We start from the raw sequence: 13,393 nt of genomic DNA, 5'->3' as shown, positions 1-13,393 counted from the left end.
CCGCCCCCTCTTACTCGCCCAGATAGACACGCGGTACGCGCGCGCCGATACGGGTCACGATCTCGTACGCGATGGTGTCGGCCGCCACCGCCCAGTCCTCCGCGGTCGGCTCGCCCCGCTCCCCGGACCCGAACAGCACCGCCTCGGTGCCCGGCTCGGGGCTGTCGCCGCCCAGGTCGACCACGAACTGGTCCATGGCGACCCGCCCGGCGACCGTGCGCACCCGGTCCCCGACGAGGACCGGCCCCCGACCCGAGGCGTGCCGCGGAACCCCGTCCGCGTACCCCAGCGGGATCAGGCCGAGCGTCGTCTCCTCCGAGGTCACGTAGTGGTGCCCGTAACTCACCCCGTGCCCGGCCGGCACCCGCTTGACCAGCGCGACGCTCCCCTTCAGCGACATCACCGGCCGCAGCCCCAGCTCGGCGGAGGTCCCCAGCTCGGGACTCGGCGACACGCCGTACATCGCGATGCCGGGGCGCACGAGGTCGAAATGCGTCTCGGGCAGCGTCAGCGTGGCCGGCGAGTTCGCGATGTGCCGGACCTCGGGCTCGACACCCGCCTTCTCCGCGAAGTCGAGCATCGAACGGAACACGTCCAGCTGAGCCGCGATCGACGGATGGTGCGGCTCGTCGGCACACGCGAAGTGCGACCAGAGCCCGGTCACCTTCACCAGCCCCTGCGCCTCCGCCTTCAGCGCCTCCGTGACGAGCTCGGGCCAGTCGGCCGGCTGGCACCCGTTCCGCCCCAGACCGGTGTCGGCCTTCAGCTGGACACGCGCGCGCTTGCCGACCGCCTCCGCGGCCGCCACGACCTCCCGCAGCGCCCACATCCCGCTCACGGACATGTCCAGGCCCGCCTCGACGCCCTGGTCCCAGGGGTCCCCCGGGGTCCACAGCCAGCACATCACCGGCACGTCCGTGATCCCCGCCGCCCGCAGCGCCAGCGCCTCCTGCGGAGTCGCCGTCCCCAGCCACTCCGCGCCCGCGTCCAGGGCCGCGCGGGCGCAGCGCAGCGCGCCGTGTCCGTACGCGTCGGCCTTCACCACGGCCATGATCCGGACATGGGGCGCGACACGGGCGCGCAGCGTGCGGACGTTCGCACGCAGCGCGCCAAGGTCGATCTCGGCGCGGGCTCTGCGGGGCGGCGGTGTCTCAGTCATCGCGCCCAGTCTCTCAGGTGTCAGCTACCGGGCCGCTTCCCCCAGATGTAGACCCTGTCACCCTTGCGGAGCACCCCCCACAGTTTCTCCGCGTTCCGGTAGCTCAGATTCACGCATCCCCGACTCCCCGTCGGCGTGGCGAGCTGCCCGTACACCGCGTGGAACGCCTGCCCGCCGCTGAAGAACTGCGCGAACGGCATCGGCGTGTCGTAGATCGTCGACCAGTGGTTCCTGTGCCGCCAGTACACGTCGTGCCAGCCCGTCCTCGTGGCGTACCCGACACGCCCGCTCCGGACGTTCACCACCGAGTACGTCACCTTCTTCCCCTTCTGCACCCACATCAGCTGCCGGTCCAGGTCCACGCACGCCACCACGTACTTCTTCACCGGACACCGCTTCCCCGGGTCCAGCGACTTCCGCGCCGCCAGCAACTCCGCCCGCGCCCACGTCACCGGCCCCGCGTACCCGCTCGCCGGCTTGATCTTCTCCCTCACCTGGAACGCCCTGATCGCCCTGCAGTCCCCCACCGACTGCCGCCCGTCCACCCTCAGCCCCAGCAGCCGCTCCACCCGCCGCTGATACGTCCCCGTCCGCGCCGTACACGCCTCCGCCACCGCACTCCGCGGCACCCACTCCACCGCCCCCTCCCCCTCCTCCTCCTCCGGCTCCGGCACCGGCACCTCCCCCTCCGGCTGCAACGGCGGCAACACCTGGTCCGGCGTATCCATCGGATACTCCGCCCTCCCCCCACCCACCACCCCCGGCACCAAGACCTCCCCCGGCTCCGGCACCTCCGCCGCCACCGCCCCACCCCCCAGCGAAGCCGCCACCACCAACACCACCGCCACCGACCCACTTCTCCAATTGATCACCCACCCACCCAATCCCCACCCCGCTCCCCCAGCGCGCCCAACCCCACCCCTGGCCCAACAATTTCCACCAACCGGGCCACCCCGTACCCCCACCCCGCCCACTCCGCCGCCTGGCGCAGCCGCGCCGGAGGCGGGGGCGGGGGCGGGAGCGCCAGAGGCGGGGCGGGAGCCGGGGGCGGGACGGGGGCGCGCCCCGGGCGGGGCGCAGAGGCGCCGCGGGCGGGGAGCTAGACCGGAGGCGCAGCCGCGCGGAGTGCGGGACGAAGCCGGAGCGCAGCCGCGCGGAGTGCCGGACGAAGCCGGAGCGCAGCCGCGCGGAGTGCCGGACGAAGCCGGAGCGCAGCCGCGCGGAGTGCCGGACGAAGCCGGAGCGCAGCCGGGACAAGGGCGGCGCGCAGCCCGGCGGGAGGGGGAGGCCAGGGCGCAAGCGCCGCGCGGGCGGGGACAAGGCCAGGGCAGGGCACGCGCCTCGGGCGGGGCAAGGTGGGGCCACAGCCGCACCGAGTGCAGGACGCGGGCGGGGGTGAGGCCGAGCGCAGCCGCGCGGGAAGCGAGGCGAAGGCGAAGGCGAGGCGCAACCGCGCGGAAGCGGGGGACGAGGGCGGGGCGCAACCGCGCCCCGGGCGGGGCAAGGTGGGGTCACAGCCGCTCCGAGTGCAGGACGCGGGCGCGTGCCAAGGCCGGGGCACAACCGCCCCGCAGCCGAGACGGCGCCAGGGCACAGCCGCGGCGGCGGCCCGGCGCCGCCCCGTGCCCGCGCCGCGAAGCCAGCGCAGAGGGGCCCGAGGACGACACAGCCCCAGAGGAGCCCCGGGGGTCGACCCGTAACCGCGCCGCGAAGCCGACGCCGAGGGGCCCGAGGGCACAGCCCCAGAGAGGCCTCGCAAGCACCGCCCCGCGACGCGCCGCGAAGCCGGCGCAACAGCCCCCCGGGGGCGCAGCCCCAAAGGGGGGCCCGGGGGCACAGCCCCAAAGGGGGGCCCGGGGGCACAGCCCCAAAGGGGGGCCCGGGGGCACAGCCCCAAAGGGGGCCCGGGGGCGCAGCCCCCGGGAATTTGCTCAGCTTCACCCGCAGCGGCCCCCGGCAGGGTTTCGGGAAGGGGTGGGGTGGGGGGAATCGAAGGCGGGGGCTAGGAGGGCGTCGTGACGTCGTGCCAGGCGGTGGGGAGGGAGTCCGCGACCTGGGTCGCGGTGAGGGGGGCGCCGCCGGGGAAGGCCCGGCGCGCGGCGAGGCCGTGGAGGTAGGCCCCGCAGGAGCCCGCGTCGAGGGCGGGGAGGCCGGCGGCGAGGAGGGAGCCGGCGAGGCCGGAGAGGACGTCGCCGCTGCCGGCGGTGGCGAGCCAGGGGGTGCCGGTCGGGTTGACCCGTACGGGGCCGCCGTCGGGCCCGGACACCAGGGTCGTGGAGCCCTTGAGGAGGACCGTCGCGCCGAAGCGTGCCGCCAGTTCGCGGACGGCGGCGAGCCTCCCCGCCTCGACGGCCTCGCGCGCGACGCCGAGCAGCGCCGCCGCCTCTCCCGCGTGCGGGGTGAGGAGGGTGGGGGCGGTGCGGGCCCGTACGGCCGCGGGGTCGAGCCCGCGCAGCCCGTCGGCGTCGACGAGGACGGGTACGTCGGAGGCGAGGACCTCGGTGACGAGGGAGGGCGCGTCGCCGAGTCCGGGGCCGACGACCCAGGCCTGGACCCGTCCTGCCTTCGCGGGGGGCCCGGCGTGGACGAGGGTCTCGGGGTGGGCGGCGATGACCGCGTCGGCCGCGGGTCCGACGTACCGGACGGCGCCGGCACCGCCCCTCAGCGCCCCGGCGACGGCGAGGACCGCCGCGCCGGGGTAGCGGGCGGAGCCGGCGACGACGCCGAGGACCCCGCGCCGGTACTTGTCGCTCTCGGCGCCGGGGGCGGGCAGCAGCCACGCCACGTCCTGGTGTTGGAGCGCCTCGACGTCGGGCACGCCGGGGAGGACCGGGGCGAGGCCGATGTCGACGAGCCGGAGCGCCCCGGCGTACTCGCGTGCCGGGTCGACGAGCAGTCCGGGCTTGTACGTGCCGAAGGTGATCGTCGCGTCGGCGCGCAGCGCCTCTCCGGTGACCTCTCCGCTGTCGGCGTCGACGCCGGAGGGGAGGTCGACGGCGACGACGACGGCGCCCGAGCCGCGGGCGGCGCGGGCGACGGGGACGGCGTCGGGCCGGAGTCCGCCGCGTCCGCCGATGCCGGTGATGCCGTCGAGGACGAGGTCGGCGACGGCGAGCGCGTCGAAGGGGTCGTCGGCGATCCGCCCGCCGGCGGCGCGGAGGGCCGCGAGTCCGCCGGGGTGGGCGCGCGTGCCGAGCAGGACGGCCGTGACGCCTGCTCCGCGCCGGGCGAGCCGTGCGCCGGCGTACAGCGCGTCGCCGCCGTTGTCGCCGCTGCCGACGAGCAGGACGACCCGGGCCCCGTACACGCGTCCCTTGCCGAGCAGGGAGCAGCAGGCGGCGGCGAGTCCGGCGGCGGCCCGCTGCATCAGCGCGCCCTCCGGCAGGCGGGCCTTGAGGGCGGCTTCGGCGGCCCGTACGGTCTCGGCGCGGTGAGCGGTTCGCATGCCCGCAGTCTGCCGCAGTCCCCCTGCCCCCGCCCGGAACCCGACGCGAGCCCCGCCCCACACACCGAAGGCCCGGAACCCGACGCGATCCCCGACCCACACGCCAGGGCCACGCCCCACCCCGCCCCCACCGGACAACCGCCTCACACCCCGAAGGCCCGGCAACCTTCCGTGTGGGGGCGAGGCCCCGACGCCTCCGCCCCACCGAGCTCCCGCACCCACACACCAAGGCCCGCCCGCCGACGACGGGCCCCGGACCCGCACGGCGGGGCCACGCCCTCACCCCGCCCCCCACCGGACAACCGCCCCCCCACACGAAAGGCCCGGCCGCCCTCCGGCAGCCGGGCCCCGACCCGTACGAGCACCGAGGCCCCGCCCCGTACCCGAAAGGAGTCAGGCGCGGCTGCCCGCTTCGGTCAGGCCTCGGCGATGACCACCGCCGAGGCGACGCCGGCGTCGTGGCTGAGGGAGACGTGCCAGTTCTTCACGCCCAGCTCGGCGGCGCGTGCGGCGACGGTTCCGCGGACCCGAAGGCGGGGTTGCCCGGTGCCTTCGACGTACACCTCGGCGTCCGTCCAGAGGAGTCCGCCGGGTGCTCCGAGCGCTTTCGCCAGGGCCTCTTTCGCGGCGAACCGCACCGCGAGCGAGGCGGGGCCGCGCCGTTCGCCGCTCGGGAGCAGCATTTCGCGCTCGACGAAGAGGCGTTGGAGCAGCCCGGGCGTGCGCTCGATCGAGACGGCGAAGCGGTCGATCTCCGCCACGTCGATCCCCACCCCGATGATCATGTGTTACCTCACTCCACGGTCACTGATTTGGCCAGGTTGCGCGGCTGGTCCACCTCGTTGCCCCGCGCGGTGGCGAGCTCGCAGGCGAAGACCTGGAGCGGCACCGTGGAGACCAGCGGCTGGAGCAGCGTAGGCGTGGCCGGGATGCGGATGAGGTGGTCGGCGTACGGGACGACCGCTTCGTCCCCTTCTTCCGCGATGACGATGGTGCGGGCGCCGCGGGCGCGGATCTCCTGGATGTTGGAGACGATCTTGTCGTGGAGGACGGAGCGGCCCTTGGGCGAGGGGACGACCACGACGACGGGGAGGTCCTCCTCGATGAGCGCGATCGGTCCGTGCTTGAGCTCTCCCGCGGCGAAGCCCTCGGCGTGCATGTACGCGAGTTCCTTGAGCTTGAGGGCGCCTTCCAGGGCCACCGGGTAGCCGACGTGCCGGCCGAGGAAGAGGACGGTGTCCTTGTGGGCGAGCGAGCGGGCGAGGGCCCGGACGGGTTCCATCGTCTCCAGGACGCGTTCGACCTCGTCTCCGATGCGGGCGAGCTCGCGGACGACGGCGTGGATCTCGTCGCCCCACTTGGTGCCGCGTACCTGCCCGAGGTAGAGCGCGAGGAGGTAGCAGGCGACGAGCTGGGTGAGGAAGGCCTTCGTCGACGCGACGGCGACCTCGGGTCCGGCGTGGGTGTAGAGCACGGCGTCGGATTCGCGCGGGATGGTCGAGCCGTTGGTGTTGCAGACGGCGAGCACCTTCGCGCCCTGTTCGCGGGCGTGCCGGAGCGCCATCAGGGTGTCCATGGTCTCGCCGGACTGGGAGATCGCGATGACCAGGGTGCGCTGGCCGAGGATCGGGTCGCGGTAGCGGAACTCGCTGGCGAGCTCGACCTCGCAGGGGATCCGGGTCCAGTGCTCGATGGCGTACTTGGCGATCATCCCGGCGTGGAAGGCGGTGCCGCACGCGATGATGACGACCTTGTCGGCTTCGCGGAGGACGGCGGCCGGGATGCGCACCTCGTCGAGGGTGAGCCGGCCGGTGGTGTCGATCCGTCCGAGGAGGGTGTCGGCGACGGCCTTGGGCTGCTCGGCGATCTCCTTGAGCATGAAGTAGTCGTAGCCGCCCTTCTCGGCGGCGGAGGCGTCCCAGTCGACGTGGTAGGCCCGTACGTCGGCGGGCGAGCCGTCGAAGTCGGTGACGGTGACGCCGTCGCGGGTGAGTTCGACGACCTGGTCCTGGCCGAGTTCGATCGCCGAGCGGGTGTGGGCGATGAAGGCGGACACGTCGGAGGCGAGGAAGTTCTCGCCCTCGCCGACGCCGACGACGAGGGGCGAGTTGCGGCGGGCGCCGACGACCACGTCCGGCTGGTCGGCGTGGACGGCGACCAGGGTGAACGCCCCGTCGAGGCGGCGGCACACGAGCCGCATGGCCTCGGCGAGGTCTCCGGCGGAGGAGAACTCCTCGGCGAGGAGGTGGGCGACGACCTCGGTGTCCGTCTCGGAGCGCAGGTCGTGGCCGCGCTCGGCGAGTTCCTCCCGCAGGGCGGCGAAGTTCTCGATGATGCCGTTGTGGACGACGGCGACGCGCCCGGCGTTGTCCAGGTGGGGGTGCGCGTTGGCGTCGGTCGGCCCGCCGTGGGTGGCCCAGCGGGTGTGTCCGATGCCGACGGAGCCGCCGGCCAGCGGCCGCTCCACGAGCTCTTTCTCCAGGTTGACGAGCTTGCCCGCCTTCTTGGCCGCGGCCAGCCCCCCGTCGGAGAGCACGGCGACACCGGCCGAGTCGTAGCCCCGGTATTCGAGCCTCTTGAGGCCCGCGACCACCACATCAAGTGCCGACTGCCCGCCGGCATATCCCACGATTCCGCACATGGCGGCAGCCTATGGCCGAACCGGGCCCACCGGCCGGAGTCGGGCGGCACGCGTCGACGACCGTGTCGCGCCGCTCTCCGGACCGGCCGCCGGAACCGGGACCGGCCGACTCGGCGGCCGACACCGGCACCGGGTCGACCGAGCTCGTCGCCCTCACCCCCGTACCGGGTCGACCGACCTCGGCGGCCCACCCCGGCACCGGTCCGGCCGACCCGGCGGTCGACCCCGCCACCGCCTCGCCCGACCTCGGTACCAGCTCTCAGCCGAGCTTCGTGGCCTGCGCGTCGATCACGGCCTGAGGCAGCGCCTTGACGGTGCCGCCGAGGCTGAGGGTGGAGAAGGAGGCCAGCGTGTTGCCCTTGCGGAGGACGACGAGCTTGGTGACGAACGGTTCGCCGTCCATGTCGGTGGTGATCGTCCAGGCGAGCGCCTCGTCGCCCGCGGACACCGTCTCCGGCGCGACCTTCGTGATCTTCGTCTTCTCGCCGCCGCCGATGAGGGTGAAGCCGCCGGCGCAGTCGGTGGCGGCGGTCTTGTAGGAGGCGAAGGCCTCCTGGGCGCCCTGTCCGTCGTACGAGCCGAGCGTCACGCTGGTGACCGGGGCGGAGAGCGCGCCGAGGGCGTCCGCGGGCGAGGCCGTGGCGCCTCCGGCCTTGGGCACCTCGATGGCCTTGCGCTGGGCGGACACGGCCGCCTTCCCGGCGGCGACGGACGACATGCCGTCGGCGATCGGCTTGCAGGAGGGCTTGTCGGTGGAGACGGCGTCGGACTTCACGAGGTCCGCGGCCTTGGCCTTCTGCACCTGGTAGCCGGGCAGGTCCGCCTGCTCGACGATGAGCTCGTCCAGCTCGGCGGCGGTGAGCGCCTCGGCCGGGGGCTCGCTGGTGGCGGAGGCGGTGGCGCTGGGCGCGGCGGTCTTGCCGACGTCCTTGGCGTCGTCGCTCTTCCCCCCGCCGCCGCACGCGGTGACGAGCAGGGCGAGGGAGACGGCGGTGACGGCGACGGCGGTGCTTCGGATGGGCGTACGCATCTGAGGTGGCTCTCGGCTTCTCTTCGTGGTGGCTTCGTGCCGCCCCGTGGCGGCTCCCCCCGCGTGAAGCGCACGAGCCCACGCGGCATCAGCATGATCACCCTAGAGGAGAGGTCGGACAACGGCATTTGTCGCGTGACCGACCCCACGGCCCACGGACGCCCGCGACCCCCGACAATGGCGGGGTGATCACTTCGCCGCCACGAAGCTCCAACGGAGACGGTCCCCGCAACGGCACCGGGAGCGGCACCAGCTCCCGCCGGCCGTCCGAGGCGACCCCGTACGTCGACTTCACCCGGGCCGAGTGGAGCGACCTCCGCGACAAGACGCCCCTGCCGCTGACCGCCGACGAGGTCGAGCGGCTGCGCGGCCTGGGCGACGTCATCGACCTCGACGAGGTCCGGGACGTCTATCTGCCGCTGTCCCGGCTGCTCAACCTGTACGTGCAGGCGACCAGCGGCCTGCGCGGCGCCCTCAACACCTTCCTCGGCGAGAGCGCCGAGCAGCGGGGCACCCCGTTCGTCATAGGGGTCGCCGGTTCGGTGGCCGTCGGCAAGTCGACGGTCTCCCGCCTCCTCCAGGCGCTGCTCGCCCGCTGGCCGGAGCACCCGCGGGTGGAGCTGGTGACGACGGACGCCTTCCTCTACCCGATGGAGGAGCTGAAGGCGCGCGGCCTGATGTCCCGGAAGGGCTTCCCCGAGTCGTACGACCGCCGGGCGCTGACCCGGTTCGTCGCGGACATCAAGGCGGGCAAGGAGGAGGTCACGGCCCCGGTCTACTCGCACCTGATCTACGACCGGGTGCCCGGCGAGCGGCTGGTCGTCCGCCGCCCCGACATCCTCATCGTGGAGGGGCTGAACGTCCTCCAGCCGGCCCTGCCCGGCAAGGACGGCCGCACCCGGGTGGGTCTCGCCGACTACTTCGACTTCTCGGTGTACGTGGACGCGCGGGCGGAGGACATCGAGCGGTGGTACCTCAACCGCTTCCGCAAGCTCCGGGACACCGCGTTCCAGAACCCGTCCTCGTACTTCCAGCGCTACACCCAGGTCTCCGAGGAGGAGGCACTCGACTACGCCCGCACCATGTGGCGGACCATCAACAAGGTCAACCTGCTGGAGAACGTGGCTCCGACCCGCGGCCGCGCGACGCTCGTGGTCCGGAAGGGACCGGACCACAAGGTGCAGCGGCTGAGCCTCCGGAAGCTCTGACATCCGTAAGCTCGGGGGATGTTGCATTTGCGGATGATCGTCCCGACGGACCGGACCAAGGCCGCGGTCGAGCTGATCGAGGCGACGGTCGGCACCACGCATCTCGTGGTGCTGCCGGGCGCGGCGAGGGACCCGGTCGGCGACCTGGTCATGTGCGACATGGCGCGGGAGTCGGCGGACGAACTGCTGCACGGGCTCCGCGACATGAGGATCGATCAGGACGGGTCGATCGCGGTGGAGACCATCGACCTGTCGATGTCCACGCGGGCGGACACGGCCGAGGAGGAGGCTCCGGGCGAGGGCGCGGACGCCGTGATCTGGGAGCAGCTGGCGGAGGCGACCCACGAGGAGTCGACGCTCTCCTTCACCTATCTGTCCTTCATGGGGCTCGCGACGATGATCGCGGCCTGTGGCGTCGTCCTGGACAACGCGATCCTGATCGTGGGCGCCATGGCGGTCGGCCCGGAGTTCGGCCCGCTCGCCGGGGTGTGCACGGCCATCGTGCAGCGGGCGCCCAGGCTGGCGGCCCGTTCGCTGACGGCGCTGCTCATCGGCTTCGCGACGGCGATCCTGGCGACGACCTTGTTCAGTCTGCTCATGGACTGGCTGGACCTGTTCAGCCAGTCCATGCTCGACGCGGACCGTCCGCAGACCAGCTTCATCTGGCAGCCCGACCTGTTCTCCTTCGTGGTGGCGCTCCTCGCGGGAGCGGCCGGCACCCTGTCCCTGACCTCGTCCAAGTCGGGCGCCCTGGTGGGCGTGGCGATCTCGGTGACGACGGTCCCGGCGGCGGCGAACGCCGCGGTGGCGCTGGGCTACGGCGAGCTCGGGCAGATGGGCGGGTCGATCGGGCAGCTGCTGCTCAACCTGCTGGGGATCATGCTGGCGGGTACCGCGACCCTGTCCCTTCAGCAGCGGCTGTGGCGGACCCAGCGCGGGCGCCTCAAGCGCCGACTGCGGAGGGGCTGACCCCGACCGGGGGCTCCCCGTACGAACGGCCGGGGCCCCACGTGCGAAGGGCCGGGGACTCCTCGCACGAACGGCCGGGGGCCCCTCGCACGAACCCCCGGGGGCTCCCCGCACGAACGGCCGGAGCCCCACGTACGAAAGGGCCCGCCGCACCGGAGTCCGGTGCGGCGGGCCCTCACACGCATGCATGACGGTGCCTCAGAAAGGTTAGCCCAGCGCGGACTTCACGACGTCTGCGAGGCGCTGCGCGACCGCGCGGGCCTGCTCGATGTCGGCGGCCTCGACCATGACGCGGACCAGCGGCTCGGTGCCGGAGGAGCGCAGCAGGACGCGGCCGGTGGAGCCCAGCTCGCGCTCGGCCTCGGTGACGGCAGCGGCGAGTTCGCCGGAGGTGGTCACCCGCGACTTGTCGACGTCCTTGACGTTGATGAGGATCTGCGGCAGCCGCTCCATCACGCCGGCGAGGTCCGCGAGGGACTTGCCGGTGGCCGCGACGCGGGCGGCCAGCATCAGGCCGGTGAGGGTGCCGTCACCGGTGGTGGCGTGGTCGAGCACGATGACGTGCCCGGACTGCTCGCCGCCGAGCGCGTAGTCGTTCTCCTTCATGGACTCCAGGACGTAGCGGTCGCCGACCGCGGTCTGGACGAGGTTGAGGCCCTCGCGCTCCATGGCGAGCTTGAAGCCCAGGTTCGACATGACGGTCGCGACGACGGTGTCGCCGCGGAGCGTGCCGGCCTCGCGCATGGCGAGGGAGAGGACGGCGAGGATCTGGTCGCCGTCGACCTCGTCGCCCGCGGCGTCCACGGCGAGGCAGCGGTCGGCGTCGCCGTCGTGGGCGATGCCCAGGTCGGCGCCGTGCTCGACGACGGCCGCGCGGAGCAGGCCCAGGTGGGTGGAGCCGCAACCGTCGTTGATGTTGAGGCCGTCGGGCTGGGCGCCGATGGTGACGACCTGGGCGCCGGCCCGGGTGAAGGCCTCGGGCGAGACGCGGGCGGCGGCGCCGTGGGCCTCGTCGAGGACGATCTTGAGGCCGTCGAGCCGGTTGGGCAGGACGGAGATCAGGTGGGAGACGTACGTCTCGAAGCCCTCGTCGTAGTCGCGCACCCGGCCGACGCCGGCACCGGTCGGGCGCTCCCAGGGGGCGCCGGTGCGGTGCTCCTCGTACACGGCCTCGATCTTGTCCTCGAGGTCGTCGGCGAGCTTGTGGCCGCCGCGCGCGAAGAACTTGATGCCGTTGTCGGGCATGGCGTTGTGGCTGGCGGAGAGCATCACGCCGAGGTCGGCGCCGAGGACGCCGGTCAGGTGGGCCACGGCCGGGGTGGGCAGCACGCCGACGCGCAGCACGTCGACGCCGGCGCTGGCGAGTCCGGCCACGACGGCGGCCTCGAGGAACTCTCCGGAGGCGCGGGGGTCACGGCCGACGACGGCGGTCGGCCGGTGCCCCTCGAAGGTGCCCGCCTCTGCCAGCACGTGCGCCGCCGCCACCGAGAGGCCGAGCGCGAGCTCCGCCGTCAGATCCGCGTTGGCGACGCCGCGTACGCCGTCCGTGCCGAAGAGTCGTCCCACAGCTGTCCTCCGAGAAATACGTGCCCAAGCTGATGAAAGAGGTTATGAAAAAACGTACGCCCCGACGGCACGGGCAGTGCCGCCGGGGCGTACGACAAACAGTCCGAGCAGGCGATTAACGCTTGCTGTACTGCGGGGCCTTACGGGCCTTCTTGAGACCGGCCTTCTTGCGCTCGACCGCACGGTCGTCGCGGGAGAGGAAGCCGGCCTTCTTCAGCGCCGGGCGGTTGTTCTCGACGTCCGCCTCGTTCAGCGCACGGGCCACACCGAGGCGCAGGGCGCCGGCCTGGCCGGAGACACCGCCACCCGCGATGCGGGCGATGACGTCGTAGCGGTTGTCGAGCTCGAGCACCTTGAAGGGCTCGTTGACTTCCTGCTGGTGCACCTTGTTGGGGAAGTAGTCCTCAAGGGTGCGACCGTTGATCTTCCACTTGCCGGTGCCCGGAACGATCCGGACGCGGGCGATGGCGTTCTTGCGACGGCCCAGGCCGGCGGCCGGCTGCGGGTCGCCGAAGCGGGACGCGAGCGACTCGGAGGTGTACTCACCCTCGACGAGCTCGGTCTCGGTGGTGTACTCCTCAACGCCCTCGAACTCGTCGACGGGGGTTTCGGGGGTGGTCTCGGCCACGATTCTCCTCAGATTTCTTTCGTTCTTAGGGGGTGTGGCCGGAACTACTGCGCGACCTGGGTGATCTCGAACGGAACCGGCTGCTGCGCAGCGTGCGGGTGGTTCTCGCCCGCGTAGACCTTCAGCTTCGAGATCATCTGACGGCCCAGGGTGTTCTTGGGGATCATGCCCTTGATGGCCTTCTCGACGGCCTTCTCGGGGTTCTTGGCCAGCAGCTCGTCGTAGCGGACGGAGCGCAGACCACCCGGGAAGCCGGAGTGGCGGTAGGCCAGCTTCTGGGTCTTCTTGTTGCCGGACAGGTGGACCTTGTCAGCATTGATGATGATGACGAAGTCGCCCATGTCCATGTGGGGCGCGTAGACGGGCTTGTGCTTGCCTCGCAGGAGGTTCGCAGCCGTCGTCGCCAGACGGCCCAGGACGATGTCCTGCGCGTCGATGATGTGCCACTGGCGAGTGACATCGCCGGGCTTGGGGCTGTACGTACGCACTTCGTAGCCTTCGCTTCTTCAGTGGATGGAGTCCAGACACACCTGAAGCGATCATGCAGCTGGGGCCTGCACTGCCGGGACACCGCCCGTATGCGAGCCACTGGTAACTGCTCCAGGGAACCTGCGTAAGGGCCGCTCGCGTGAGAACCACGAAGCCAATACGCATAACAAACCGCAACAGTACCCGCGCCACCCCCGACGGGTCAAAACGCCGCGAGACAGCAGGTCAGCGGGCCCGATCGACCCGCCGCTCGTCCCA

Annotated in this window: 12 protein-coding genes; 3 read left to right on the top strand and 9 right to left on the bottom strand. The window is 72.8% G+C overall.

What is annotated here, in order from left to right:
* Positions 1 to 10: 10 nt before the first annotated feature.
* From alr to glmS, 5 genes are all read right to left on the bottom strand, one after another.
* The gene (gene alr / locus MRBLMG1_RS32515) at positions 11 to 1,159 is read right to left on the bottom strand and encodes an alanine racemase (RefSeq protein WP_367827721.1); all 1,149 of its coding nucleotides are present in this window, start codon (positions 1,157 to 1,159) and stop codon (positions 11 to 13) included.
* 20 nt (positions 1,160 to 1,179) lie between these two features.
* A complete protein-coding gene (locus MRBLMG1_RS32510) occupies positions 1,180 to 1,998 on the bottom strand; it encodes a L,D-transpeptidase (RefSeq protein ID WP_367827760.1) in 819 nt (272 codons plus the stop codon).
* A gap of 1,163 nt (positions 1,999 to 3,161) precedes the next feature.
* Complete coding sequence (locus MRBLMG1_RS32505; RefSeq protein WP_367827720.1) at positions 3,162 to 4,604, bottom strand: NAD(P)H-hydrate dehydratase; 1,443 nt, start codon at positions 4,602 to 4,604, stop codon at positions 3,162 to 3,164.
* A 416-nt stretch (positions 4,605 to 5,020) separates the two neighbouring features.
* Positions 5,021 to 5,389, bottom strand: coding sequence for a holo-ACP synthase (locus MRBLMG1_RS32500; RefSeq protein ID WP_367827719.1), 369 nt, complete (start codon positions 5,387 to 5,389; stop codon positions 5,021 to 5,023).
* A gap of 8 nt (positions 5,390 to 5,397) precedes the next feature.
* Positions 5,398 to 7,245 (bottom strand): glutamine--fructose-6-phosphate transaminase (isomerizing), encoded by a 1,848-nt coding sequence (gene glmS, locus MRBLMG1_RS32495; RefSeq protein ID WP_367827718.1) that lies wholly within the window; start codon positions 7,243 to 7,245, stop codon positions 5,398 to 5,400.
* Between the two features lie 11 nt (positions 7,246 to 7,256).
* Here glmS and MRBLMG1_RS32490 point away from each other — a divergent pair, with 11 nt between their 5' ends.
* A complete protein-coding gene (locus tag MRBLMG1_RS32490; protein WP_367827717.1) occupies positions 7,257 to 7,544 on the top strand; it encodes a hypothetical protein in 288 nt (95 codons plus the stop codon).
* Here MRBLMG1_RS32490 and MRBLMG1_RS32485 read toward each other — a convergent pair.
* Positions 7,505 to 8,275 carry a hypothetical protein gene (locus MRBLMG1_RS32485; protein WP_367827716.1) on the bottom strand — a complete coding sequence of 257 codons (771 nt, stop codon included), beginning with the start codon at positions 8,273 to 8,275 and terminating at the stop codon, positions 7,505 to 7,507. The genes MRBLMG1_RS32490 and MRBLMG1_RS32485 overlap by 40 nt on opposite strands.
* A gap of 185 nt (positions 8,276 to 8,460) precedes the next feature.
* Between MRBLMG1_RS32485 and coaA the strand changes: the two genes are divergently transcribed.
* Together coaA and MRBLMG1_RS32475 are read left to right on the top strand one after the other, a co-directional pair.
* On the top strand, positions 8,461 to 9,483 hold the full coding sequence (gene coaA, locus MRBLMG1_RS32480; protein ID WP_367827715.1) for a type I pantothenate kinase: 1,023 nt from the start codon (positions 8,461 to 8,463) through the stop codon (positions 9,481 to 9,483).
* An 18-nt stretch (positions 9,484 to 9,501) separates the two neighbouring features.
* Positions 9,502 to 10,452, top strand: a complete 951-nt coding sequence (locus MRBLMG1_RS32475; protein WP_367827714.1) for a DUF389 domain-containing protein — start codon at positions 9,502 to 9,504, stop codon at positions 10,450 to 10,452.
* 207 nt (positions 10,453 to 10,659) lie between these two features.
* Here MRBLMG1_RS32475 and glmM read toward each other — a convergent pair whose 3' ends face one another.
* The 3 genes from glmM to rplM form a co-directional block, all read right to left on the bottom strand.
* Complete coding sequence (gene glmM, locus MRBLMG1_RS32470) at positions 10,660 to 12,018, bottom strand: phosphoglucosamine mutase (protein WP_367827713.1); 1,359 nt, start codon at positions 12,016 to 12,018, stop codon at positions 10,660 to 10,662.
* Positions 12,019 to 12,133: 115 nt separating this feature from the next.
* Positions 12,134 to 12,646, bottom strand: a complete 513-nt coding sequence (gene rpsI, locus MRBLMG1_RS32465) for a 30S ribosomal protein S9 (protein ID WP_015035601.1) — start codon at positions 12,644 to 12,646, stop codon at positions 12,134 to 12,136.
* A gap of 44 nt (positions 12,647 to 12,690) precedes the next feature.
* Positions 12,691 to 13,134: a 50S ribosomal protein L13 gene (gene rplM / locus MRBLMG1_RS32460; protein WP_189511777.1), complete on the bottom strand. Its 444-nt coding sequence runs from the start codon at positions 13,132 to 13,134 to the stop codon at positions 12,691 to 12,693.
* Positions 13,135 to 13,393: the final 259 nt, after the last annotated feature.

This window comes from Streptomyces sp. LMG1-1-1.1 (assembly GCF_040815545.1).
Lineage (GTDB): Bacteria > Actinomycetota > Actinomycetes > Streptomycetales > Streptomycetaceae > Streptomyces.
The sequence above is the reverse complement of the archived record's forward strand: the minus strand, read 5'-3'. Positions and strand labels throughout refer to the sequence as shown.